This window comes from Falsiroseomonas sp. HC035, assembly GCF_050563525.1.
GTDB lineage: Bacteria > Pseudomonadota > Alphaproteobacteria > Acetobacterales > Acetobacteraceae > Falsiroseomonas.
Genome location: NZ_JBNXUN010000022.1, coordinates 38,325 through 62,881, shown reverse-complemented (window position 1 = coordinate 62,881; position 24,557 = coordinate 38,325). Strand labels below are relative to the sequence as shown.

At 65.6% G+C, this 24,557-nt stretch carries 16 protein-coding genes and 11 pseudogenes; 11 read left to right on the top strand and 16 right to left on the bottom strand.

Features of this window, described 5'->3' with window-relative positions; genetic code table 11:
• Nucleotides 1–75 precede the first annotated feature (75 nt).
• Both ACLF3G_RS26385 and ACLF3G_RS26380 read left to right on the top strand, forming a co-directional pair.
• Nucleotides 76–609 (top strand): annotated as a pseudogene (locus tag ACLF3G_RS26385) (replication initiation protein); the annotation flags it as partial.
• A gap of 315 nt (nt 610–924) precedes the next feature.
• Complete coding sequence (locus tag ACLF3G_RS26380; protein ID WP_430672373.1) at nt 925–2,100, top strand: hypothetical protein; 1,176 nt, start codon at nt 925–927, stop codon at nt 2,098–2,100.
• An 870-nt stretch (nt 2,101–2,970) separates the two neighbouring features.
• Here ACLF3G_RS26380 and tnpC read toward each other — a convergent pair.
• The 7 genes and pseudogenes from tnpC to ACLF3G_RS26345 all read right to left on the bottom strand — a co-directional run.
• Nucleotides 2,971–4,539: an IS66 family transposase gene (gene tnpC, locus ACLF3G_RS26375; protein ID WP_430672368.1), complete on the bottom strand. Its 1,569-nt coding sequence runs from the start codon at nt 4,537–4,539 to the stop codon at nt 2,971–2,973.
• Nucleotides 4,540–4,552: 13 nt separating this feature from the next.
• Nucleotides 4,553–4,909: an IS66 family insertion sequence element accessory protein TnpB gene (gene tnpB, locus ACLF3G_RS26370; RefSeq protein ID WP_430672367.1), complete on the bottom strand. Its 357-nt coding sequence runs from the start codon at nt 4,907–4,909 to the stop codon at nt 4,553–4,555.
• Nucleotides 4,906–5,313 (bottom strand): IS66-like element accessory protein TnpA, encoded by a 408-nt coding sequence (gene tnpA / locus ACLF3G_RS26365; RefSeq protein ID WP_430672366.1) that lies wholly within the window; start codon nt 5,311–5,313, stop codon nt 4,906–4,908. Before tnpA ends, tnpB begins: the two co-directional genes overlap by 4 nt.
• 183 nt (nt 5,314–5,496) lie before the next feature.
• Nucleotides 5,497–5,670 (bottom strand): DUF1328 domain-containing protein, encoded by a 174-nt coding sequence (locus ACLF3G_RS26360; RefSeq protein WP_430672365.1) that lies wholly within the window; start codon nt 5,668–5,670, stop codon nt 5,497–5,499.
• Nucleotides 5,671–5,858: 188 nt separating this feature from the next.
• Nucleotides 5,859–6,077, bottom strand: a complete 219-nt coding sequence (locus ACLF3G_RS26355) for a helix-turn-helix domain-containing protein (protein WP_430672372.1) — start codon at nt 6,075–6,077, stop codon at nt 5,859–5,861.
• The gene (locus ACLF3G_RS26350) at nt 5,996–6,517 is read right to left on the bottom strand and encodes an ATP-binding protein (protein ID WP_430672364.1); all 522 of its coding nucleotides are present in this window, start codon (nt 6,515–6,517) and stop codon (nt 5,996–5,998) included. Before ACLF3G_RS26350 ends, ACLF3G_RS26355 begins: the two co-directional genes overlap by 82 nt.
• A pseudogene (locus ACLF3G_RS26345) lies at nt 6,514–6,759 on the bottom strand (IS21 family transposase); the annotation flags it as partial. The gene ACLF3G_RS26350 and the pseudogene ACLF3G_RS26345, both read right to left, overlap by 4 nt.
• A gap of 144 nt (nt 6,760–6,903) precedes the next feature.
• Between ACLF3G_RS26345 and istA (ACLF3G_RS26340) the strand changes: the two are divergent.
• Together istA (ACLF3G_RS26340) and istB are read left to right on the top strand one after the other, a co-directional pair.
• Nucleotides 6,904–8,178: an IS21 family transposase gene (gene istA, locus ACLF3G_RS26340; RefSeq protein WP_430672363.1), complete on the top strand. Its 1,275-nt coding sequence runs from the start codon at nt 6,904–6,906 to the stop codon at nt 8,176–8,178.
• On the top strand, nt 8,175–9,032 hold the full coding sequence (gene istB / locus ACLF3G_RS26335; protein ID WP_430672362.1) for an IS21-like element helper ATPase IstB: 858 nt from the start codon (nt 8,175–8,177) through the stop codon (nt 9,030–9,032). Before istA (ACLF3G_RS26340) ends, istB begins: the two co-directional genes overlap by 4 nt.
• A 63-nt stretch (nt 9,033–9,095) precedes the next feature.
• Here the strand turns inward: istB and istA (ACLF3G_RS26330) are convergent.
• A pseudogene (istA, locus tag ACLF3G_RS26330) lies at nt 9,096–10,355 on the bottom strand (IS21 family transposase); the annotation flags it as partial.
• Nucleotides 10,356–10,782: 427 nt separating this feature from the next.
• Here istA (ACLF3G_RS26330) and ACLF3G_RS26325 point away from each other — a divergent pair.
• On the top strand, nt 10,783–11,760 hold the full coding sequence (locus tag ACLF3G_RS26325; protein ID WP_430672361.1) for an NAD-dependent epimerase/dehydratase family protein: 978 nt from the start codon (nt 10,783–10,785) through the stop codon (nt 11,758–11,760).
• 202 nt (nt 11,761–11,962) lie between these two features.
• Here the strand turns inward: ACLF3G_RS26325 and ACLF3G_RS26320 are convergent.
• The 4 genes and pseudogenes from ACLF3G_RS26320 to ACLF3G_RS26305 form a co-directional block, all read right to left on the bottom strand.
• Nucleotides 11,963–12,569, bottom strand: a pseudogene (locus ACLF3G_RS26320) (transposase); the annotation flags it as partial.
• Between the two features lie 7 nt (nt 12,570–12,576).
• Nucleotides 12,577–13,523 (bottom strand): IS630 family transposase gene (locus tag ACLF3G_RS26315; protein WP_430672371.1). Its coding sequence is split into 2 segments (ribosomal slippage): nt 12,577–13,182 and nt 13,185–13,523, totalling 945 coding nucleotides; the frame shifts between segments, so codons are not numbered across the junction.
• A gap of 68 nt (nt 13,524–13,591) precedes the next feature.
• A pseudogene (locus ACLF3G_RS26310) lies at nt 13,592–14,311 on the bottom strand (transposase); the annotation flags it as partial.
• Between the two features lie 156 nt (nt 14,312–14,467).
• Nucleotides 14,468–14,806 carry an H-NS family nucleoid-associated regulatory protein gene (locus ACLF3G_RS26305; RefSeq protein ID WP_430672360.1) on the bottom strand — a complete coding sequence of 113 codons (339 nt, stop codon included), beginning with the start codon at nt 14,804–14,806 and terminating at the stop codon, nt 14,468–14,470.
• 179 nt (nt 14,807–14,985) lie between these two features.
• Here ACLF3G_RS26305 and ACLF3G_RS26300 point away from each other — a divergent pair.
• The 3 genes and pseudogenes from ACLF3G_RS26300 to ACLF3G_RS26290 all read left to right on the top strand — a co-directional run bounded on the left by ACLF3G_RS26300 (nt 14,986) and on the right by ACLF3G_RS26290 (nt 17,536).
• A pseudogene (locus ACLF3G_RS26300) lies at nt 14,986–15,769 on the top strand (IS5 family transposase).
• A 54-nt stretch (nt 15,770–15,823) separates the two neighbouring features.
• Nucleotides 15,824–16,066, top strand: a pseudogene (locus tag ACLF3G_RS26295) (transposase); the annotation flags it as partial.
• Nucleotides 16,067–16,117: 51 nt separating this feature from the next.
• A complete protein-coding gene (locus ACLF3G_RS26290; protein WP_430672359.1) occupies nt 16,118–17,536 on the top strand; it encodes a hypothetical protein in 1,419 nt (472 codons plus the stop codon).
• Nucleotides 17,537–17,709: 173 nt separating this feature from the next.
• On the opposite strand, the gene ACLF3G_RS26285 is transcribed toward ACLF3G_RS26290, so the two are convergent.
• The gene (locus tag ACLF3G_RS26285; protein ID WP_430672358.1) at nt 17,710–18,363 is read right to left on the bottom strand and encodes a recombinase family protein; all 654 of its coding nucleotides are present in this window, start codon (nt 18,361–18,363) and stop codon (nt 17,710–17,712) included.
• Between the two features lie 279 nt (nt 18,364–18,642).
• On the opposite strand from ACLF3G_RS26285, the pseudogene ACLF3G_RS26280 reads away from it, so the two are divergent.
• Nucleotides 18,643–19,052: pseudogene (locus ACLF3G_RS26280) on the top strand (transposase); the annotation flags it as partial.
• A gap of 211 nt (nt 19,053–19,263) precedes the next feature.
• On the opposite strand, the pseudogene ACLF3G_RS26275 reads toward ACLF3G_RS26280, so the two are convergent.
• Nucleotides 19,264–19,566 (bottom strand): annotated as a pseudogene (locus tag ACLF3G_RS26275) (transposase); the annotation flags it as partial.
• 109 nt (nt 19,567–19,675) lie between these two features.
• Nucleotides 19,676–19,879: pseudogene (locus ACLF3G_RS26270) on the bottom strand (transposase); the annotation flags it as partial.
• A gap of 63 nt (nt 19,880–19,942) precedes the next feature.
• On the opposite strand from ACLF3G_RS26270, the gene ACLF3G_RS26265 reads away from it, so the two are divergent.
• Nucleotides 19,943–20,875, top strand: a complete 933-nt coding sequence (locus ACLF3G_RS26265) for an IS5 family transposase (protein ID WP_430672357.1) — start codon at nt 19,943–19,945, stop codon at nt 20,873–20,875.
• An 845-nt stretch (nt 20,876–21,720) separates the two neighbouring features.
• Nucleotides 21,721–21,867: pseudogene (locus ACLF3G_RS26260) on the top strand (IS5/IS1182 family transposase); the annotation flags it as partial.
• Between the two features lie 245 nt (nt 21,868–22,112).
• On the opposite strand, the gene ACLF3G_RS26255 reads toward ACLF3G_RS26260, so the two are convergent.
• Nucleotides 22,113–24,551, bottom strand: a complete 2,439-nt coding sequence (locus ACLF3G_RS26255) for a S8 family serine peptidase (RefSeq protein WP_430672356.1) — start codon at nt 24,549–24,551, stop codon at nt 22,113–22,115.
• Nucleotides 24,552–24,557 lie beyond the last annotated feature (6 nt).

The window sequence follows — 24,557 nt, the reverse complement described above, 5'->3', positions numbered from 1 at the left end:
CGCGGTAATCTAACTCACTTAGATTGCGCTGCCAAGCCCGGAATGTCGGGTGCGAAATTTTCTTAGGTATACAAAATGATCGCAGGACAATCTAACGTCGCCCCTTTCCGTACCCAGTCTCCCGCGTGCGGCGGCTCATACCGTCGCCATGCGTTCATCCCACCGCATGCCGAACGACCACCTGTGCAAGGCCATCTGGAGCGCGCCCTCGCAACCGCGGAAAGCGCCGCCCCGCATCTACGACCTCTGGCGGAGCGCCTATTGCCATTGCTCGCCAGGCGTCCTCTCTGTTCACAGAACATACGCTCGCATGTGCTCCATCCGAGTTCATCCCACCTGCCGATCGCCGACGCGATTACGTGTCCGTGGCTCGCGGTGAACAGCAACCGGCGCGCCAACGCGATTGTGGCTGACGTCGATCACGATGAAGGCCCTGAACGCGCCGAGGACCTCGAGCGGCGAGGGTGTCCACGCCCGATCCTCGTCATCGACCCGTGGTCGGGCCGCAGCCACGCGATCATGATTCTAGGCCAGCCGGTCCTGACAGGGGAGGGCGCTCGCACGGCACCGGTCGCGCTCCTCAACCACGTTGGCCGCCTGTTTGCGCACGCGATGAGCGCCACTGTTCTGCCGCAGACGGCACCAATTAAAAATCCGTGGGGTCGGGTGACCGACCTCATTGGAACCCGCCAACGTCGCGGAGCAAAGCCAGCTATCCCGGCGCTCTGGGAGGCATATTGCGAGGCGAACACGGGGCTCGTGTGGCACACCATGCAGGGTGACCACCATGCATCGCTTCGGCAAGTAGCCGAAGTGCTCGGTGTCGACTGGCCTGAGGATGACAAGCTCGTGTCACGGTCACGACGTGTAGTCCCGCCCGCCGGGGCGACCCTCGGCGTCCGCTGCCGTCACCCAGGTGCTGTGGTGGCTGACGTCACCAGTCCGGGCCGCAACGTTTCTCTTTTCAATGCCGTGAGACTCCACGCGCGTAGGTTCCAAGTCACGGACGCGCAGATAATCCTCAACGAGGCGATCCGGGTGAATGCGCACTTTGCGATTCCACTGCCGCGTTCAGAGGTTGCGGCGACGGCGCGGTCCATAGCCAAGTATATGAACCGACTGGACCGGCGCCCGCGGGGGAGCGCAGCTTCGAGCAGGGGCCCAAAGCGAGGGCGCGATGCCCGGCTTGGAGAGGGCCTCACAACCCCCCAGAAACGGTGCCTCGCGGGCCAACGCACGGCGACGCTCCGGGCAACCCAAACCAGCCAGCGGATCAAGGCTGCCGCGTTTGCGCTCGCGGAGCGCGGAGAACGCATCACGCAGGCCTCCATTGCAAAGCAGGCAAGCCTTAGCGTCCGTACCGTCGCATCCCGATGGGGAACTCAGAGGATAACGTTTGGGGATGGAATCAATCCTGACCTGCAAAACGGTGCGCTTTCAGGTTTAGGGGCGAGTTCCGGCGAGGAAATCACTCTCGGTGCCGTTGCTGCGGGTCAGGCCAACGCTGCCCACCGTTACAGAGTAGCCGAACGAACCGTCTCCAAACTCCTCGCATGCAAGGAGAGGCATAGCCGGCGTGGAGCTCGGATCTACGACGTGCCTGAGGCGCCCGAGGCCGTGAGGGATGATCCCGTCATCCAATTAACATTACGGGCCGCGATAGTGGCGAGGAACGAGGCCATACGTCGGGCCAACGTGAGGAGGGCGAAGACAGATCGGGGCCGACGGATCAGCGCGATCAGAAAACTCGCGAGGAGGGTCGAAGGCGAACGCATCTTGCAGGACAGGCTGGAGAACATTGTGGAAGAATGGGGGATGCGGATTCGGGGTACCCACGGCTCCTACCACAAGTATCTTTGCCAGGCGCGGAACAAGGTTATTTGGAACAGTCTATCGCATTTCTCATTGGCGCTAGAGGAGCTCCAGGCGAAGAAGGGCGGTCCCATATCACGCTCACGTCATCTAACTTGGATGAGCGTTATGTTCTCCAAACTGGTCCCCTCACCCAGAACCGGTGACAGTGCGATCTTAACGTCGGATAAATCCGGGAGCTGGCAAGACCTTGCGGCAGTATGGCGCAGATGGAACGGCGCAGAATGACATTGGCTTCGGCATAGGTTGCTCGTCTGTTCAGGAATTTGCGCCGTCGCTGCCGCAATTGACAAACTTCGTGGGTTGTTGGTTGGACGCCTAGTCGGGGTCCGGGCCCCCTTCGCGATGGACGCGAGAGGGGGAGCTGGATGCCGGCCGAGAGAGTGTCGATGCGACGCGTGCAAGAGATCCTGCGGCTGAAATACGAGGTGGGCGCAACCGACAGGGCGATCGCGCGGTAGACGGGCGATGCGCGCAGCACGGCACTGCTGTGCTTGGACCTGGAAGCGGCGGCGGAGGTGACGTGGCCACTGCCGGCGACGGTGACGGACGGCGCGCTCGAGGCGCTGCTGTTCGCCGGCGAAAGGGCGTAGGTCGGGCTGCGACGAAAGGCCGAGCCGGACTGGGTGGCGGTGCACCGGGAGCGGCGCCGACCTGGCGTGACGCTGATGCTGCTGTGAGATTCGTACCGGCGCGAGTAGCTTGGCAGCTCCGCCAACAGCCGTTGGTGCGACCTCTACCGCGGCTGGGAGGGCCGCTGGTGGCCAAGCAAACTAAAGCCACGGAATCGTTGACGTATTTAGCAAGTCACCGAGGCCAGCCATCCTCCAGAGGCCACGCTGGTGCCGGCCAGAGACATCTTCGGTGCCGGCCAGAGACATCTTCGGTGTCGGCCAGAGCCATCCTCCGAAGGACTGCCAGAGCGGATGTCCTGCAGGATTGGCCGTGATAGCCACCGTCGGAAGCGGCGCCCGAGGAGGGTCGCCGCATCCCCTTGACTCTGAGAGGCCTCGCACGCTGGACCGACACCAAGCCGATCGGCTCGAGCGAAGCAACGTAAGCGCAGCGACGAGGCCCCTGGTGTTGTGCGGCTGATCGTCAGCGATCTTGGTCGGCGGTCCAGCACCACGGCATGAGTTCGTCGATGCGGTTGTTGGGCCAGCCATTGACGAGGCGGGTGAGCACATCGGTGAAGTAGCGCTGCGGATCGACGCCGTTGAGCTTGCAGGTTTCGACCAGGGAGGCCACGGCCGCCCACCTGGCGCCGCCGTCATCGCCCGAGGCGAACAGCGCGTTCTTGCGACTGAGGCAGATCGGGCGGATGGCGCGTTCCACGGTGTTGTTGTCGAGCTCGATCCTGCCGTCGTCCAGGAACCGCACCAGGCCGTCGCGATGGTTCAGCGCGTAGCGGATAGCCCCTGCCGTGGGGCTGCCGCCAGGCAGGCGTGCCAGTTGCTCGGAGAGCCAGGCAAACAGCGCCTCGACGAGGGGGCGGCTCTGTCCCTGCCGGCCAGCTCGACGGAGGTCAGGTGGCTTGCCGCGCAGCTCCGTCTCGACCGCGTAGAGGGCGGCGATGCGCTTCAACGTCTCCTGGGCGATTGGCGCCGTCTTGCCCAGATCGATGAACTCCCGCCGCACATGGCTCCAGCAGAATGCCAGCGTAATGCCGCCATCCGCCGTGGCCAGCGTCTTGTAGGCGCCGTAGCCGTCGCACTGCAGGGTACCCCCGTAGCCCGCCAGCAGCGCCTTTGCGTGCTCGGCGCCGCGGCCGGGCGCGTAGTGGAACACCACCGCCGGCGGGTCCGACCCGCCCCAGGGGCGGTCGTCGCGCGCGATCGCCCAGGCGTAGCCCTTCTTCGTCTTGCCGCGTCCGGGGTCGAGGACCGGCATCGTGGTCTCGTCGGCAAACAGCCGCGCCGAGCCGAGCAGGATCTCGCGCATGCGCCGTACCACGGGGACGATCTCCGTCGCACCGGTGCCGGTCCAGTCAGCCAGCACCTCGCGGCCGATCTCGATGCTCTGCCGCGCCAGGATCTGCGACTGGCGATAGAGCGGCAGGTGGTCGGCGTAGCGGGACACCAGCACGTGCGCAACCGTTGCCTCGGTCGGCACCCCGCCCTCGATCAGGCGGGCCGGCGCAGGCTCCTGTAGCACCACGCCAGGGCAGGCCCGGCAGGCGAGCTTCGGGCGCTTGGTCACGACGACGCGGAACTGGGCGGGGATTACGTCCAGCCGCTCTGCGGTATCGGTGCCGATCTCGACCAGCGGGCCCTGGCAGCAGGGGCATGCTGTCGCCTCCGGCGCCAGCACCACCTCGACCCGCGGTAGATGCGCCGGCAGCCGACCGCGGCCGGCACGGCGACGCTTCGCCTGACTGTCGCGCAGCATCGGCGATACCTTGCCCGCCTCGGCCGCGTTCCCGGCCAGCGTCGCCTCAATCTCCTCGAACGCGAACAGCAACTGCTCCTCAGCGAGCCGCTCCGACTTCGTGCCGAACTGCTGCCGCTTGAGCTTCAGCAGCAGGTGCTGGAGGCGCTCATTCTGGCTCGCCAGCGCATCGCGTTCGGTGGTCAGCGTGCCGACTTGCGCCAGCGTCTCGAGCAGCAGCGCGCGCAGCGCCGCGGGATCCTCCGGCAGGCTCGGCGTGTCGTCATCGGCGGCGCGCATCGTGCCGCCGATTCTACGCAGGCACGCTCGGCGTGGGAATCTCCTTCAGCGCCTGAACGCGCCGCCAGTCGATCCCGTCGAATAGCGCGGAGAACTCCAGCGGCGTCAGACGCAGCACCCCGTCCACGATCGCCGGCCAGCGGAATGCAGAAGCCTCCAACTGCTTCCAGACGAGGACCAGGCCGCTGCCATCCCAGAGGAGGATCTTGATCCGGTCTGCCCGGCGCGAACGAAACACCAGCACCGCGCCCGAGAACGGATCCGCACCCAGCACCTCGGCCGCCAGCGCCGCCAAGCCGTGCGCGCCCTTGCGGAAGTCGACGGGCTTCGTCGCCAACAGGATCCGCGCACCAGCGGGCGGCGCGATCATGCCGCCGAGGCCCGGATTGCGCGCAGCACGGTCGTCAGCAGGTCGGCGTCCGTCCCGGGCACGACGCGCAGCACGGCGCCCGCCAGCTCCACCTCGATCGATGGAGAGGAGCATGCCGGCGCGGCTAGCGGCTTAGGCACATGCATTGCAGTCGCCGGCACGATCGGCACGAAATCCAGGCGCCCAGCAGCGCCGACACGCATCTCCCGTCGCCAGGTGAAAACCTGCTGCGGACAGACCTGCCGGCGCCGCGCCACATCCGCCACGACCGCGCCGGGCTTCAGTGTCTCGGCGACGATCCGCGCCTTGTCCTCGTCAGACCACTTTCGTCGTCGGCCAGGCCCCGTCAGAACCTCAACCCGTCGATACCCGCCACCCTTCGCGTCGTCATTAACGTCGACCATAACGTCGGCCCGAAGCTCCCAGCTCCAGGCAGACCAAGCATACTCAACCCCCGCGCCGGAAGGCGGGCCTCGTCGCCGCGCTTACGAAGCAACTCGGCTTGGCGGTGATGCACGACGGTCAGGCCCGCAAACATGAGCCCGCTGGTACACCTTGGTGGACCAGCGGCAGTGCAAATCTGGCCGCTACGTTACCTTCTTGTAGATGGTCAAGCCGAGAACGAACAGGATCACGGCGATGATAACCGCCAGCCAGAACAGGATCTTGGCAATTTCCATAGCCGCCCCGGCGAGACCCCCAAAGCCCAGCAGAGCAAGCACGAGCGCGGCGACCGCGAATATGATGGCCCATTTGATCATCTGCCCGTCCTCCTGATGTCTGGAGTGGCTTGAACGAGCTGAAACCAAATTCGTTCCGTCGCTCCCGCCCTACTTCCCCAGGCGACCTCCGAAGGAGCCTGAGGCACTCACCACTGCGCAACCTCAGATTGTAGCAATACGTCCCAGGTCGATCTTTGAAGCTTCCGCGGCTTCTTCTTCGGGCCAAACTAGTACCTCGGCACTGTGATTTTGACTGGTTGGCTGGGCTGGTCCGGCAGCGGCGGCAGCGCTGCCGGATCGACGGCGAGGACGATGGAGCGAGGCTGGCTTGGTTGACGCGTGATCAGCCCGGCCTTGTGGAGCGTCAGCAGCATCTGGTGAACGGTGGGCGGGCTGACGCGGAAGTAGCGCTGGATGTCGGCCTCGGCGGGAGCGCGTCCGTGCAGGCGCTGATAGGCAAGGATGAAGGCGAGATACTGCCCTTGCCGGGGCGTGAAGCTGGCTCGCTCTTGCCGGTGCCGCTGTTACCGAGCGCGATGATGTTCTCGCGTCGCAGGATGTACTCGCAGCGCGCCAGTTCCAGGACCAACATCTTGTTGAGGCTTGGATTGGCGTTGAACACGAAGCTGTCCAGGCTCTTGGTCGCGGGAAACCGCGCCTGGCGGATCCGCCGTTCGACCAGGCGCCGCTCGCGGTCGATCAACTCCAGCTCGAGCAGCCGCAGCAGGTAGCGGGGATGATCGACGCCGTCGCGGGCACATTCGCCGGCCACCTTGTCGTACTCGCGCAGCACCGTCGGCAGCCGGAGCTGCTTGAGGTGATGCGCCAGCAGGACCTGCGGCGTGCCCTGGCTGGTGCCATGCGGCATCTCATCGGCCGCGGTCATGCCACCTGCTCCCGCAGCAGTGCGGCGTAGTCGGCGGCGCGTGTCATGCGCACGTCGGTACCCGGCAGATAGGGATAGGCGGTCAGGTCAAGCCTGGCCGGGCGTCGCTCGATCCGCGCCAGGACGATCTGCCGGACCGCGTCAAAGCCGATCGCGCCAAGATGGATGGCCTCGGCCACCGCGGCAGTCACCACCTCCTTGGCGGCGATCTCCAGCAGCCGCAGCACTTGGATGAACTCCCTGTAGCTGCTGCGTGAATTCTCCCTGGATGTGCTGGCTGAAAATTCCCCAGTCCAGCGCGACTGCCCGCGCCCGGGGGCGAGCCCCCGGGCGCGGGTGGCGCCGGCCATGCGCCAGGATGCCGACCGGCGTCATGGGAGCAGCCGGTGGTCACCCTTGGGGAGCTCGTCATGATCCTGGATCTCGCCCGGCAGGGCCTCAGCGTCTCGGCCATCGCACGGCGCACCGGCCGCGACCGCAAGACTATCCGCACCTACATCGCGCGCGGCCTGGAGCCGCCGGCCTACAAACCCCGGGAGCCGGCACCTTCGCCGCTGGCGCCCTTCGAGCCATTCCTGCGCGAGCGCATCGGCCGCTTTCCCGAGCTGACCGGCCGGCGCCTCTGGCGGGAGATCCGCGACCTCGGCTTCGGGGGTGGCTACGCCACCGTCACCGACTTCCTGCGCACCATCCGCCCGCCTGCCGAACCCGCCGCCTTCGAACGTCGCTTCGAGACCCCACCGGGGCGCCAGGCGCAGGTCGACTTCGCCTTCTTCAAGGTCCGCTTTGAGGATGAGCCCGGCGCCGAGCGCATCGTCTGGCTGTTCTCCGCCGTCCTCGGCCACAGCCGCATGATGTGGGCCCGCTTCGTCGCCCAGCAGGACCTCGTCACTGTGCTGCGCTGCCACGTCGCCGCCTTTACCGCACTCGGCGGCGTACCGCAGGAGATCCTCTACGATCGCATGCGCACCGCCGTCCTTGGCGAAGTCGACGACCGTGGCATCGTCTACAACGACAAGCTCCTCGCGCTTGCCGCCCACTACGGCTTCCTTCCGAAAGCCTGCCGTCCCTACAGGGCCAAAACCAAAGGCAAGGTAGAGAGGCCGTTCCGCTACGTCCGCGAGGATTTCTTCCTTGCCCGGAGCTTCCGCAACCTCGAGGACCTGAACGCGCAGTTCACCCAGTGGCTCGACCAGGTCGCCAATCGCCGCCTGCACGGCACCACGGGGCGCATCGTCACGGAGCACTTCGCAGAGGAACAGCCCACCCTCCGGCGGCTGCCGGCCGGGCCGTTCAACGCCGTGCTCCGTCTGGAGCGACGCATCTCGCACGAGGGCATGATCTCGGTCGGCGGCAATCTCTACTCCGTCCCCGACGGCACGCGGCGCCGTCCCGTCGAAGTTCAGGTCACCGCCTCCGAAATCCACATCCTGGAGGATGGCCGGCTGGTCGCCGCGCATCCCGTGCTCGAGGGCCGCGGCCGGCGTCGCATCGCCGAGGGCCACCGCAGCCTGCCGCCACCGCACAACAGCACCACGACCCGCGCTGGCGCCTCGGCATCGCCATCAGCACCCGCCGCGGCCGCCGGCGTGGCGCCCCGGTCGCTGGCCATCTACGAGGCCATCGGCCGCCGCCTCGCCGCCGGAGAGCCGGCGCGATGAACACGGCACCCGCCACTCTCGACCGGATCCGCCACCATCTGGTCGGCCTCAGAATGCCACGCTCCCTCGAGGTGCTGGAGCACCTCCTGCGCCAGCTCGAGCGCGGCGAGATCTCCGCCCTCGAGGCGATCGACCAGCTGCTCGACGAAGAACTCAGCTTGCGCGAGGGGCGCCGCGTCAAGGCAGCCCTCAAAATGGGCCGGCTGCTGAACATCAAGACGCTCGCAGGCTTCGACTTCTCGTTCCAGCCCTCCCTCGACCGCAACCGCATCCTCACCCTCGCCGGCCTCGACTTCATCAGCCGCCACGAGGTGCTGCACTTCCTCGGCCAGCCAGGCTGCGGCAAGACGCACCTGGCCATCGCGCTGGCCGTTGAGGCGGTGAAGGCAGGCCGCAGCGTCTACTTCACCACCCTGGCCGAGCTCATCGGCTCGCTCGCCAAGGCCGAGCGCGAGGGCACGCTCCGCGAGCGCATCCGGTTCCTCTGCCGGCCGCAGCTCCTCGTGGTCGACGAGATCGGCTACCTGCCCGTCATCGCCGGCGGCGGAAACCTGTTTTTTCAGCTGGTGAATGCCCGCTACGAGCGCGGCGCGATGATACTCACCTCCAACCGCGGCTTTGCCGAATGGGGCGAGGTTTTCGGCGACACCGTTGTCGCCACAGCGTTGCTTGACCGCCTCCTCCACCACGCCATCGTCGTGCGCATTGAAGGCGCAAGCTACCGCCTGCGCCGCCACGCCGACCTGCTGCCGGACAGCTCAGCCGCGCGACCCGCTCATCAGCCCGAACCGCCGCCGCGCCGACGCGGCCGGCCACCCAAAATACGCACCGTGGAGGCCACCGCCGCAACGTAGCCACCAGCCAAACTGGGGAATTTTCAGCCAGCGCTTTTGAGGAATTCGACCTCAGCATTGACACTCCCGCTTGCCGCGGTTGCCCATGCGCGTCTCCAGCAGGCGGCGCAGGTGCTGGAACACTGGCGGCAAGGCCCAGCCCTGCAGCGCCGCCGCCTGGTCCAGCGCACCCGGCTTGGTCTCCAGCAGCGCCAGGTAGTGCAAGGGGTCGTAGACGAACTCGCCACGGCCATAGGAGCGGGCGTGGCGGGCGATCGGCACGCCGTCGCAGAGGATCAGCACCGCGTCGACGAAACCCTTCACCAGCACCGCCTGGAACCCATGCGCGGTCGGCACCGAGTAGTCGTTGCCGCGGTAGCGAACCAGCGCGGTCGAGGACACCCGCGCGCTGATCGTCTCGCACGGCTCCAGGACCGTGTCCGGCAGGCGCCGCAGCGCCGCCAGATCCGCCACCAGGCGCACGCCGATCGTCTCGGCATGCCGGCCTGCCCGATCGGACTGCCGTAGGCGGCAACGCTCCGCCAGCATGGCGTTGAGCGCCTCATGGCTGGCCGCGATCGGCACCGGGGTCATGAAGTTGGACCGGGAGAACTTCACCAGCCCCTCGACCTTTCCCTTGTCGTTGCCCTTGCCGGGACGGCCAAACCTGTCCTGAAACAGATAGTGGCTGACCAGGCCAGTGAACGCCCGCGTCCGTTCCCGCCGGCCGTCGCCGCAGATCCTGGCCACCGCCAGCTTGAGGTTGTCGTAGAGGATCGACAGCGGTACGCCGCCAAAGAACGCGAAAGCCGAGACGTGCCCGTCAAGGAACGCCTCCGTCGTCTCCCGCGGATAGACCTTCACGAAGCAGGCGTCCGACTGCGGCAGGTCCAGGCAGAAGAAATGAACCTTCTGGCGAACTCCGCCGATTACCGCCACCGCCTCGCCGAAGTCCACCTGCGCATGGCCCGGCGGATGCGACAGCGGCACGAACACCTCCCGCCCGCGCGCCCGCTGCCGCCGCACATAATCCTTCACCACCGTATAGCCGCCGCCATAGCCATGCTCATCGCGCAGCCGCTCGAAGATCCGCTTGGCCGTATGCTGCTGCTTGGGCGGTGCCGTCCGGTCCGCCTCCAGAATCGCCTCGATCACCGGCGTCAGCGATCCCAGCTTGGGCTTGTCCGCCGGCCGCGTCCGCACGTATCCCGGCGGCGCCGAATACCGGCACATCTTGGCAATCGTGTCCCGGCTCAACCCAAAAACCCGGGAAGCCTCCCGCCGACTATGTCCCTCCAGGAACACGAACCGCCGGACCGCCGCGTAGGTCTCCACCACGAACATCTCCCGGCGCCCCACCCTGATCCCTCAGGGTAGGCCGCCTCCCACTGGCCGGGTTTTACTCCGCCCGCAGCCGCACTACGCCGCCGCTCCAGTGGCCGACTTTCCCTCCGCCGCACACAGTTATATAAGAATGGATAAACATTTATGTTGATCGCAGCCGCGTGACCCCGTGGGTCAGCGGCCAGATTGCCCGGCACATCCCGCCGCCGTCGTTGCACACAGGCGTCCGGCGGCGGCTGGAGCGCTCCTCTCTAACGGGAGTGGGAAGCACCGAGGCCGCCACGCATGATGGTCGAGAGCACCAGCTTCATTGCGCTTCACATCCTGGACAGGCCAGTCCTTTCCGCCGCTCCCGGCCGGCGCGAGCCTTGACGCGGGCCGGGCTTTGAACGCGCTATGGCCGCCTCATGCGGACAGTCGGCACAGAATGACGATCCTGGTCACGGGCGTCGCGGGTTTCGTTGGCTCCTTCGTCGCGGCCGCGCTGCTGGCGCGCGGCGACGAGGTCATCGGGCTCGACAACGTCAACAGCTACTATGACGTGGCCTTGAAGGAGGCGCGTCTGACGCGGCTCACGTCGCAGCCAGGCTTCAGCTTCGTGAAGGTGGACCTGGCCGACCGCGAGGCGGTCTTCGCCGCATTGGCGGAGGCGAATGCCGGGATCACCGAGGTGATCCACCTCGCCGCCCAGGCCGGCGTGCGCTACTCGATGATCGACCCCTATGCCTATGTTGCCTCCAACGTCATGGGCCATGTCGTGATGCTGGAGGCGGCGCGCCGCATGCCCGCACTGCGGCATTTCGTCTATGCCTCCTCCTCCTCCGTCTATGGCGGCAACACGAGCCTGCCCTTCCGTGAGACCGATCCCGTGGACCTGCCCGTCTCGCTCTACGCGGCGACCAAGCGGGCGGACGAATTGATGGGCCAGGCCTATAGCCACCTGTACGGGCTGCCGCAGACCGGGCTGCGCTTCTTCACAGTGTATGGCCCCTGGGGCCGGCCCGACATGGCCTATTACAGCTTCGCCCGGGCCATCGTCGCCGGCACGCCGATAACGCTGTACGATGGCGGACAGCTGAAGCGCGACTTCACCTACATCGACGACATCGTCCAGGGCATCCTGGGCTGCCTGCCGCACCCGCCGGCGGCCGGGGAGTGCGCCAGGCTGCTGAACATCGGCAACCATCGGGCCGAGAAGGTGGCGACCCTGGTACGGCTGCTCGAGGAAGGACTGGGCCGGTGTGCCGTGGTGCAGGACACGCCGCGTCCCGTCGCCGATGTGGAAGAGACCTTCGCGGACATCTCGGCAATCCGCAGCCTGGCCGGCTTCGAGCCGCGGACGACCCTTGCGGAAGGCATTCCCCGCTTCGTGTCGTGGTTCCGCGATTGGCACAAGGTGAACTGAAAAGGACTGGCCGGTCCAGGGCCGGGAAACGGAGCCGCTGTCGCTAGCCAGCCGAGGGATCGGCCAGCCGTCGCTCAATCAGCGCCAGGACTTGGCTGGCCTGGTCCTGCGGCGAACTAGGAGCGCGTCCCGGTAACGGCATTTCGGGCTGATGATGCTGGGACCTGAGCGATAGTCATCGCAGCTGTGCAGCAGCTGCGGGTCAGGCTGCGGCCATCCTGGCGAGCTTGGTGAGGTTGTGGGCGGTGCAGACCAGCGCCCATTCGTGTTTCACCTTCCCGAGGCCTGCGGAGCAGGAACTGTCGGAACCCTCGTGCTCCCTTGATCTGCCCGAAGACGGGTTCAACCACCTGCTTGCGTATTCGGTAGCGGCTGCGTCGACCTGCGCGTCTGAGCCGCTTACGCATCGCCGAGACCAACGGCCCGCGGCGCTGCTCCTCACCCTCATCGGGGTGCTTGGCGCGGCCAGTGGCGACATAGCCGCGGATCCCGCGCCTGTTGAGATCAGCCAGGTTCGCCTCGGAGCAGTAGCCGCTGTCGGCCGAAACCTCGATCGGTGTTGCTTCGGTGTTGGCGGTGACCGCGTCGAGCAGTGGCGCCAGCGAGTCGTGGTCGGCGGCGTTGTTGCTTAGGTCATGCGCCACGATCACCTGCGCGGCCGCATCCACCGCGGCCTCGGCGTTGTAGGCCTGAACGAAACCGTCTCGGCCCTTCATGATCCGGCTCTCCGGATCGGTGAAGTTGCGCTGGGCGCTGGGCTTCGGCACGCCGGGTGGGTGTTTCGGCTTGCGGCCGCGGCGCCAGAGCATTTTTGGTTTACTCGAATGCATAGCCAGAGTTGGCAAGGTAGTTACGGCACTCGGTGGGGCTGAAGGTATCGAGCAGTTGGCCGATGGTGTTCCACAGCGCCTCACGCGTGCGGGCGCCCGCCTTGCGGAGCCCGGCCTTGAGTTTGGCAAAGGCCTGTTCGATGGGGTTCAAGTCAGGCGAGTAGGCTGGCAGCAGCATGACGTGGGCACGCGCCGCTCGGATGGCCTCGCGCACGCCGGCCACCTTATGGGCGGCGAGGTTGTCCATCACCACCACGTCGCCGGGTGCCAGCGTGGGCACCAGGAACTGCGCGACATAGGCGCGGAAGGCTTCGCCCGTCATCGGCCCATCCAGCACCAGCGGCGCGACGATGCCGGTGCTGCGCAGGCCGGCGACGAAGGTGGTGGTCTTCCAGTGGCCGTGCGGCGCAGCATCCACCAGGCGCTCGTTGCGTGGTCCCCAGCCGTAGCGGCGCACCATGTTCGTGGTGGCGCCGGTTTCATCAAGGAACACGAAGCGCGCCGGGTCCATGAAACGCTGCCACACCCGCCAGTGGCAGCGCCGTTCGGCAACGTCGGGTCGGTCCTGCTCGGCTGCCCTCAGCGACTTTTTTTACGCCGCAGGCCAAGTCGGCGCAGTGTCGCCCAGATGGTCGTCAGTGAGCCTGCCTCGATGCCGCGCTCGGTAAGCTCCGCCTGCAGCTCAGCCAGGGTGATGCCCGCTTTCGCCGTAGTCAGCTCGCGCAACAGGACCTCGTGCCCGGCCAGCAGGGGCTTTCGGTAGCCGCCGACCCTGGCCGGCGCCGCGCTGCCCGTCTCGCGCACCCGCTGCATCAGCTTGATCGCCGCCGAGGGGCTCACCTCGAAACGTCGCGCCGCCTCCCGCGCCGTGCTGCCCGTCTCAACCGCGGGGACCAGGCGCCGCCGGAGGTCCGTAGACAAAGATGCCGCCATCATCGCCTCAACGCTGCATCACCAGCGTCGAATCAGAACCCGCGATTCCGTGCAACATCAAAGTGGTCTAGCGCGGCCAGCGCCTTCTCGAGACCGGCCGCGCCGTCGACGATCAGGAACTCCGGCGTCCGCAGCCCGCGCGCCACGAGATCGTCCAATACCGCGCATCAGGCGGCCTCACTCTCGCCGCCCATGTTGCGCACCGCCAGCAGCACCTTCTGCCCGTCGCGGCGGATGGCAAGCACCACCAGCAGCGAGATGGTCGTGGCCTTGCGGTCGAGCCGCACCTTCATCACCGTGCCGTCCAGCACCAGCCGGACAACGTCCTCGGTCCGGAGATCGCGCCGGCACCAGGCATCCCAGTCCGCCTTTGCCATGCGCCAGGCGCGGCTGACCACGTCCTTGCCGACCGCGCCGCAAAACAGCGCCGCCAGCGCCCGCTGCGCCCGTCGCGTGTTGGTGCCCGAGGGATAGGCCGAGGCGATCAGCGCCTCCATCTGCCGGGTCCGGCGCGCGTAGTGCGGCAGCACCACGCTGCGCCACTCCCGCTCAGTCCCCTCCGGCCCGCGCAATCGCGCCCGCGGCGCCGCAATCTCCACCGGGCCAAAGGAGCCGGTCAGGCGCCGCCTCCGGTGCCCGTGCCGGTGTCCCGCCGCCTCGCCCCGCTCATAGCGGCCGCGGCCCAGCGCCGCAGCCAATTCCTGCTCCACCAGTTCCTCGATCAGCCCGGGGATCCGGCCTCGGATCCCGGCCTCGATCGGATCAAACCAGGCCTCCCCAGCAAACAGGGCCGACCCTTCAACGCTATCCTGCTCCGGGGCGTGGTCTTCGCCCGGCACGCCAACGCCGGGATTGGCGTGTTGAACTCGCCGAAGACTACGCCACTCCGGTTTCCCACCACTTCCGCGACAGCACCGAATCGAAGACGTCCAGAAACCGACGCCTCAGATCCGGTAATCCGCGGCCATCTTGCCTTGTGATTCCAGAACCGTCAGCCAGCCTGGCTTGCGACCACGGCCTGTCCAGGTCTCGCCATTGGGCCCACGGAATTTCGGTGCGACAGGTGTTCCTGCATCCTTGCGTGGTTTGCGGCCGGATTGGGAGCCGGTGGGGGCGCGCAACTCGTCGAAAGACATCCCCAACTCGGCGGAGCGGGCCTCGAATTCGGCGAGAAGGGAGGCCTTGGCCTCAGACATCTTGGCATCCCGCTTAGCTCCGGCCGCTTTGATCAGCGCTGTCAACTCCGGCACAGTCAGCATATCCAGGTCGATGTTCGGTTTCATGGCCACGGCAAAAAATCCTTAAAGGCACTGGCGTTGTGTTACATCAGGAATTTGCAAAAGCCAAGTTCGTTGGGCCGGGCTCGAAGTCAAATCTATTTTTGCCCGAGTATGCCGCCTCTGCTGCACAAATGGCCGGAAGGGGGATTCATCTCGTGAATCCAGCGTGATAGCTGGACAGCATGAGCCGGCCGACACGGGCGACCTACAAGACCAGGAACTGGCCCGCCCACGACGACGGGCTCAAGCGATGCGGCTCGGTGATGGTATGGCTCGATCGCGAGATGACTTGGGAGGCCGCGCCGACCGGCAAACGGGGCCGACAGCCCATCTATAGCGATGGTGCTGTCCAGACCTGCCTGACCATGAAGGTGCTGTTCGGCATGGCGCTGCGCCAGACGACCGGCCTCGTCGAGAGCCTCCTGCGGCTGGTCGGCCTCAATTGGACCGTGCCGAACTTCAGCACCCCGAGCCGACGACAGAAGTCCCTGAAGCTCAGCAAACGCTGGAGATCTGCGCGGCGGAGTTCACCACCAGCGAAGTGGGGTACGCACCGATGTTGCCCGAGCTTCTCGATCAGATCCCGCCTGACCAGGAGATCGCGAGTGTCACCGCCGACGGCGCCTTCGACACCCGCAAGTGCCACGACGCCATCGCCGCCCGCGGCGCCGTCGCGATCATACCGCCCCGAAGGAACGCCAGACCCTGGGAGGCCGACGGCGCAGGGGCGGTCGCACGGAATGAAGCCGTTCGTGCATCGCGGCGCTACGGTTGGACCATCTGGCGACGATGTAGCGGCTATCACCGCCGAAGCCGCGCAGAGACCAAAATGCACTGCGTCAAACTCTTGGGCCAACGCCTGCAGCGAGGGACTTCGACCGTCAGGTCGCCGAGTTCCAGGTTCGTGTGGCCGTCTTGAACGGTTTCACCGCACTCGGCATACCCGTCACTGAAGCCGTAGGATGAAGCTGCCCGGGGAAAGGGGAACCCTGACCGCCAGTTCATTTTTGCAACAGAGCCGTCGTGGCCGATCGCGACTATAGCAGTCACGCATTCAGCGACCAAGCCTGGAGCCTCGGAGCGCGCCCCGCAATCCCGCCGAAGGTCAACGAGGCGCCGGTCGCCTGCCCAAAGCCGATCTACAACAACCGCAACCGCGTCGAGCGCCTCTGGGCGAGGCTGAAGGAGTGGCGCGCCGTCGCCACCCACTACGAGAAAACCGGGCTATCCGGATTAACCTGTAGAAAGCGGCAGCAATGCTGACGCGTTCCGGTCGCACTTGACGAGTGAACGAAGGCGGAACAGATTGCGCTCATGCAAACAATCTCCGTCCCCTACCGCACGGACGATGCCGGCGCGGCGGCCATCGCTGACCGCCGCCGCATTTACGCCGCCGCGCTGCGGACGGCCTATGCCAACGCCACTTCTAGTGACGGCAAAACCGTGCCGGAGAAAGACCTCCGGCATCTCGTAAAAGCACGCTTCGCGGGACAGCGGATCCTCGACGCCTGGTCGCTACATTGCGCAACCCTCGAGGGGCGCGATCTCCGCAAGGCCCGCCCCGACGAGCGCATGATCTTCGGCTCCCGCCGGCACTTCGAACGCCGCCAAGCCGGCCTCATCTCCCGCGACGAATGGCGCGCCCATCGGCTAAGGCCGTTTTGCACGCGGGGTGACCGGCTCTATCTCGGCAACCGCCACTTCCGGCTCTCGCCAGACGCCAGCCACTGCCGCTTCACAATCTACGGCCGGGAAGTCGTACTCGACCTCCCGGCGATGACAGGCAACGCAGGCGTCATCCTGCGTCAGGCCGCCGCCCTAGCGGCGGCCAAGGCGATCAACGTCACCTTCCGGATCGACGCCAGCCACCTCCACATCACCATCGATCCCCAGGACCTGCCGAACCACTCAGAATGGCGACGCCCGATCCCGGCCCTGCCGGGGCGGGCCTTCGGAATTGACCTCAATCCAGACTGGGTCGGGATCTCCGTCGTCGAGAACACAGGCAACGTCCTGTCGCTCGACGAAACGCGCGTGCTGGACCACGCGCTAGTGCAACTGCGCCTCGACCGCAAGGCATCGTCAGAGCAAGTCCGCGAAGCCCTGGCCGCTTTGTGCGGACGCATCATCGACACTGCACGCCACCAGCGCGCCGGCGTCATCGCCATCGAGAGCGGCCTCGGCAAGCTGCGCTCCGGCGGACGCAATCGCGCCCTCAACTGGCGCCTCAACGCCTGGGCGCGGACCATCCTGGTCCACATGCTGACCCGCAAGGCTCGCCTCGCGGGCCTTAAGGTCGTCGAAGTCTGGTCAGGCTATTCGACCACCATCGGCAACCTCGCCTTCGCGCTGCGTGACGCCTGCGCGGCAGCCACCGAAATTGCCCGCCGCGGCCTCGCCGCGGGCAACAAGAACAAGGAGCTTCTGCCAGCCCTCTCGGATGAGGTGCTCTCTCGCCTACGGAAGGATGAGGGAGTGCCCACCGCGGCCATGCCGCAGCAACCGAAAGGGTGGGGCGAACTCCACCGGGCCATCAAAGCGGCGAAACTTGGCGTTCGCCGCCCGCATCCGCGCCTAAAGGCGACGGATCCCGGGCCCCGGCCTCTGGCAACAGAGACCGGGTACGCGGTGCACCGCCTCGGTCTAAAACACCGGCCCGGCCTCATAGCCCGGCCGTCACCTCAGGCGGCGCAAATTACACGGATGACAGGAACTGGCGCTGCCCGTTCCTAAGGGAAATCCGGATAGCCGAAAACCGCCGCTTCCTTCCTCGGCGTCCTCTGCCTCGCCGCCACCGCCGACTGGCTCAGGCGCTACCAGGCTCTAATTTGACGGTGCCGTCGCAAGTTTATGCTCCGCCGTCCACGCAGGTCAACGCCACGCAAATTACGTAAAGCGCTATAACTTCATGACCTTGGACATGATTTCAATTCATTACCGTCGGCACAGCTTGCTCGCCGAATGGAGCGCAGCAGTGTAGATATGTTTACGTCGAAAATTTTAGCTAGATCAGTTGGCGCCATAAGGCCATTTTTGATAGCGGTGCACGCATAGGAGACCTGATCCCGGTTCAATTTCCTTGGACGCCCAAGTCGTCGACCTCGCAATTTGGCTGCTGTGATGCGCGCTCTCGTTCGATCCTCACTTTTGATTCGATCGAATTCTGCGAGTGTCCTAATTAATTTGAAGGCTTCCGAGGAATTTTTTGAGTCCAGCCTTATCTCCTCCGTAATGGACACCAAGACGGCATGTTTTTCATCAATATATCTCATAATCTCAAAAAAATGCGGTAGAGAGTTGCCTAGATGACTTATCTTCCATACGACCAGCGTGTCGTCGGGCCCGAGGCGCGCTAAAGCAGAACGCAGACCCGGCAAATCCGAAGTAGGATCCGAATCCTCATAATCCTCAAAAAATACCTTGCATCCCACCTTCGAAAAAGCTTCGCGTTGCAGGCGCTTGTTGAAATCCGATACAAGGATGTAACCTATCTGCATGTTATGCTTATGCCCCGATAAGAAAAGACCAGATTCTTGGTGCGAGGAGGTGTGTGTATTCATATGCGCTGGGATCAGTCACTGTACCACGGCCAACAGCTGAAAGCTGCCGTTTGCTACGGCAATGTCGCAGAAGTCAGGATGAGGATGCGCTAATCTCGAGGACTGTTCGATTAGGCGAGAGCGACAGCGTTGAGAAGAACGCGGGCAGCCTAGAGGCGGCGCACGAGTTTCGCGATGTTGTCGTGGCGGCGCAAGCACCGGCCGAGATGGGCTCTGACCTGCCCCCCCCAGAATGAGTCCGCCGGTAATATAGTGCGGCGACTGCGAGGGGAGGCGTTGATGGCGCGGCGAAAGCTGCACACGCCGGACCAGATTGCGGCGAAGCTTCGTCAGGCGGAGGTCTTGATTGGTCAGGGCAAAACGGTGGCCGATGCGGTTCGAGCGATTGGGGTGACGGAGCCGACCTACTACCGTTGGCGGACCGAGTTTGGCGGTCTGAAGCTGGACCAGGTGAGGCGGCTGAAGGAGCTTGAGCGGGAGAACGCGCGCCTTCGGAAGGCGGTGTCGGATTTGACGCTCGAGAAGATCGTTCTCAAGGAAGCCACATCGGGAAAGTGGTAATCCCCGCCCGACGGCGGGCCTGCGTCGAACATGTTGTCCGTGAGCTCGGCGCGTTGGAGCGGAAGGCCTGCGCGGTGCTGGGGCAGCACAGGTCGACGCAGCGCAGGGCGCCGGGCGGGGCGGAGGATGCGTCTCGATGCCGCTCTCGCGGGCCATGCGGGTGAGCATCTCGCGGTAGCCCTCGCTGCTGCCGCGTCGGACGATGGCACGCAGCGCCGCATTGGCCTCCATCGTCGAGGCGTCGACGCCGATTCGCTCGCCCTTCACCAGGCCGCGCTCGGCCAGGCGCTGCAGCACCCAGGTGAAGATCGCACCGTGCAGCTCGAGCGGCAGCCGCGGGCGTGTCCGGCTCAGCCAGGAATGGTCGGGCACCCGCTCGCGCTCGCCGAGGCGGAGGAACTCGCGCAGCGACAAGCTGTCGGCGCAGCGCCAATCCAGCCCGCGCTCGCTGTCGATGCCCTCGAAGTAGCCGACCAGCAGCATGCGGAAGTAGCGCCCCGGCGCCAGCGACGGACGGCCGCGCCCCTCCGAGTAGTGCGCCGCGCACAGCCCCTCGACGAAGCCGTCGAACCCGGCCGCGATGAGCTCGGCCTGCAGCCGGTCGTAGAACGCATTCCCGGCGAGCGAGGCATCTCCGACCACGACACCGGCATCTCCGACTGACGATCCCGCTGCCGACCCAGCGCCATCTGATACCCGCTCCCACTCGCCGCAGGCGTCAGAACCAGGCCGCGGCGAGTTCGTCAACGGGCTGATAGGCAAGGTTCAGGTTGACCTCTTCGTACAGGCGCCGCTCGGAGCATATGCCGCAGGAGTAGCCGATCAGCAGCATCCGGATCATGAGCTCCGGATCGGCCGACGGCCGGCCAATCGCGCTGTAAAAGGGATCGAGCTGACGGCGGATGTCGCTCAGTTCGACGAAGCGGTCGCTGGCACGCAGCAGGTGATCGGGGGGCTCTGTTGCACAAATGGCCGGAAGGGGATTCATCTCGTGAATCCAGCGTGATAGCTGGGTGGCATGAGCAGACCGACACGGCCGACCTACAAGACCAGGAACTGGCCCGCCTACAACGAGGGGCTCAAGCAACGCGGCTCGCTGACGGTCTGGTTCGACCAAGAGATGACCTGGGAAGCCGCGCCAACCGGCAGACGAGGCCGACAGCCCATCTATAGCGATGCCGCTGTCCAGACCTGCCTGACGATGAAGGTTCTGTTCGGCATGGCGCTGCGCCAGACGACCGGCTTCGTCGAAAGCCTCCTGCGGTTGATTGGCCTCGATTGGACTGTGCCGGATTTCAGCACCCTGAGCCGACAGCAGAAGACCCTGAAGGTCAACATCCCCTATCGCGGGTCGCAGGGTCCGCTGCACCTGCTGATCGACAGCACCGGCATCAAGGTCGAGGGCGAAGGAGAGTGGAGCGCGCGCAAACACGGCGGCGCCAAACGCCGGGTTTGGCGGAAGATACACATCGGAATTGACGAGCAGACGCTGGAAATCCGGGCGGCGGAGTTCACCACCAGCGATGTGGGGGACGCACCGATGCTGCCCGAGCTGCTCGATCAGATCCCGCCTGACCAGGAGATCGCAAGTGTCACCGCTGACGGCGCCTTCGACACCCGCAGGTGCCACGACGCCATCGCAGCCCGCGGCGCCGCCGCGATCATACCGCCCCGGAGGAACGCCAGGCCTTGGAAGGCCGATGGCGCCGGGGCGATCGCACGGAATGAAGCCCTCCGTGCATCGCGGCGCTTCGGTCGGACCATCTGGCGACGATGGAGCGGCTATCACCGCCGAAGCCGCGCAGAGACCAAGATGCACTGCGTCAAACTCCTGGGCCAACGCCTGACCGCGAGGGACTTCGACCGTCAGGTCGCCGAGTTCCAGGTTCGTGTGGCCGTCCTGAATGGCTTCACCGCGCTCGGGATCCCCGTCACTGAAGCCGTGGGATGAAGCTGTCCGGGGATAGGGGAACCCTGACCGTCAGCTCCTTTGTGCAACAGAGCCGATCGGGGGGCACATGCTCATTTAAGGCTGAAGCCATAGAACAGCGCCTCCTGCCGCACCTGCCACTCGCCCATTATGGCCGTGCCCTCCTCTACCAGGAGTACTCAAGCAGCGCCGGCGCCCGATCTAAACAGCCTTTTTCGCCAGAACCTGACTACCAGCGACCCGTCCGGTGACTTCGGAGCCGCGCTGCGCCGGCTGGCGGTGGAGCCCGGCGCCCATCAGCCTGTCTCGCCTTGCTCGAGTCGGGACGTGAGCAGATGTTGCCTGATTGCCTCGGCGCGTTGAACTCCGCCTGCGACCGTGCTGTAACTGTTGATGATGGTGGAAATTTTAGATACTGATACATGATGCGTGACCAACCTATCATGATTCTTGCCATCAGACCTCGGCGAAAGCCTCTAGCTGGCTTGTTTTTTCGGCCCCTGCCGCGGAACCCATTCGGACGCTCAGCCATTCGGTAAGCGTGGTCGCTGCATATTGTTGAAGGAAAATATTATGTCGTCATATTATAGAGGATCAGATGCCGATAACAGCCAGCTTATTGCGATACTCGGACAAACGCGCCGCGAAATTGCAACAATTTCGCAGCTTATGCAGGAATTCATTAGGAAAAGCGACCTTATTATTGTAGAACAAAGTTCAACAAATGCTCTTCTGCGAGAGCTCATTAATAAAAATAGTAAATTGGGCGGCTAATGCTGCTGTTCATGTGGCCGCACAAGGGCTCTGTTGCACAATTGGCAGGAAGGCGGATTCATCTCGTTAATCCAGCGTGATAGCTGGACAGCATGAGCAGACCGACACGGCCGACCTACAAGACCAGGAACTGGCCTGCCTACGACGACGGACTCAAGCGACGCGGCTCGGTGATGTTATGGCTCGATCGCGAGATGACTTGGGAGGCGGCGTCGACCGGCAAACGGGGCCGACAGCCCTGGACTACCGGCCGCCGGACCAAGCAGAACGGCAAACAGCAAGCGTCGCGTAACCCGTCTACGAAAACCGTGGAGGATCAGCATCGCTCGCCAATTCGCCCGCAGCATCCCGCGATGTCCCTGCTGCCACCTCCTCACCCAGCGCCACAACTATATGACACAGTAGTACTAGGTTGGAACATTGTGCGGCCTGCTGGCGTGAGCAACCGTGGTGGCTTATTTCGTTGCTTATGAACAACGCAAATCTACACAAACCAAAGCAACCCATCGACCGTAACGGGGCGCGGCAGGCTGTCAGTCTGCAGGCCGGTCCAGGTCACGCTGCATTCTACCTGTCCGTCACCATCCAGATCCAGCCTGAGTGTCGCGCCCTCCCAGCCCGGTGCACCTGACCAGGCTTCCCAGCTGCTGCGGCTCACGCCGGGCCGCCAACCCCAGACGGAAAGCTGCTCGCTGCCGATGCAAAAGTCGCTGATCGTGCTCCATGTCTGGCCACCACCGCGGCCATCGACAAAGAACACGTCTCGGCCCGCGCCGCCCGATAGGAAGTTGGAGCCAAGCCCGCCGTCCAGCACGTCGTCCCCAGCCCCGCCCACGGCAGCATCGTCACCGCCAAGCAGGTTCAGGAAGTCGGCATGCGGGGAGGCGACAACCGCCTCACCCTGATCGGAGCCAATTAGTTCACGTTGCACCCAAGTGACCGGCCCAACATAGTCGCGCATTAGCACGAGCATTGGGACGCCACCGCGCTGCAGCGCGGCCGTATCCGCGAAGCCGCCTTGGGCGGCAACCGCTGCAGTGGCAAGCCGACTACCATCTACCAGTTCAATCCACTCGATGCCTTCCAACGTGTCGCGGCCCTGCGGTCCCTCCACCACCATCAGGCTCGCGCTGCCGCCGAACGTCATCTCCGCTCGCGGAGTTGCGAACCCGGCGACATCCTCGTCTGAGCCGCCGATCAGCAGGTCGTCCCCTGTGCCGCCCCACAGCGTGTCATTGCCGGCCTGGCCAAGCAGCGTGTCGTTGCCGCCGCCGCCGGCCAGCATGTTCGCGGCGTCGGTCCCGGCAATCTGGTCATGGCCGGCAGAGCCGATCGCATTCTCGATGGCGCCCGGCGTTGCAAGGGTGATGGCGGCGGCGCCCAGCCGCTGCGCCGAGGCAGCAAGGTCGAGCACGAGGGCGCCGGTCATGGCGGCCGCATTTAACACATCGCGGCCACCATCATAGTCACCGAGAGTGCCGCCGCTCGCCAGGGCATCGGTGAAGATCCAGCGGTCGTCGCGCGGCGCTTGTGTGCCATAGGCGGTTAGCACGATATCGGCGATGCCGGCCTCGATGCCGTCTAGGCTGGTGTCTAGCGCCAGCAGCGTCCAGGTGCCGGCCGCCGCCTCGCCGCGGAAAGCCTGGGACGTGATCGTCCAGCGTTCCGGCATCGGTGTCGCTGCGGCAGCCTGCGGCCTGATGCCGGTGCCGAGGAGCTCGCTACGCGCGCCCGAAGGCGAGACGAGCGCCAACCGGGTGGCGAGCGCGGCGGCAGGGTCCAGAGTTAGGCTCAGCGAGACCGCCTCCACCCTCAGATCGCCTGTGAGCGCCAGGGCTAGGGGCCTGCCGGCAGCCTGTACCGCTTCCGGCAGGACAAAACGGCCCGGCGCCGTGGCGGTCAATGCCGCCTCATTGGCGAAGGTCGCCGGGCCTGATCCGGATGCGAGCCAAGTCTCGGCCAGCCGGACGGCCGCGGCGGCATCAACAATGCCATAGCCGAGCGTCGTGGAGAACCGCGCCCCTCCTGCGTTCCAGTCAGTTGCGCCATTGGTCACGGCGTCGGCAGCCGGGCGCGCAGTTGCCGCCAGGATTGCCTGTACGTCCCGCACGCCCAGCCTCGGCTCCACCTCCAGCATCAGTGCGGCAATGCCTGAGACCAGCGGTGCGGCGAAGGAGGTGCCTGAGACGACGGCTTCGGATCCCACGCCGAAGCCGGCGGTGCCCAACAAGTCCGTTGTCAGCACGCGCTCGCCAGGCGCCGCGACCAGCAGGCCGGCGCCGGGCGTGGATTGGGTGGCGGCCTTGCCGGCCATATTGCTGGCCGCCACGACAATGACCTCGTGCAGTCCGGAGATGGCGCTGTGGCCAGTCACGTTGCCAGCTTGGGTTCGGTCCGTATTGCCGGCTGCCGACACGATGAGAGTGCCGAGCCCGCCACGGCCGCCGGCCGCCGCGGCAGAAAGCGCCTCAAGCAGCGCCTGCCGCCCCGGCTCGTAAGGCGCATCGGCGAAAGCGCCGTAGAAGCCCCAGCTATTGGTGACGATCTCGGCCCGGGTGGCGGCGGTGGCGACGGCTTCGGCCAGCGACGCCGCCCCTTGACCGAAGACGGTCCTAATACCAACCAGGGTGGCCCCGGGCGCGGCGCCGACAACGCCCTGTCCATCCGCTGCCGCACCGACCAAGCCTAGCACCGCGGTGCCATGAGCCTGGTTGCGTGCAGCCGCCGGTGTGGTGTCGCGGTCGACAAAATCGAAGCTGTTGACCAGGTCGATGCGGCCGGCGAGATCAGGATGGCCCAGCTCGAAGCCGTCATCGACCACCGCCACGCGAACGCCATGCCCGGTAGCGCTGCCCCACGCCGTTACGGCACGGATCCCGCCCGCGGAGTCACCCAGGTGCCAGAGCCGTACCGACTCGATCAATTCCGC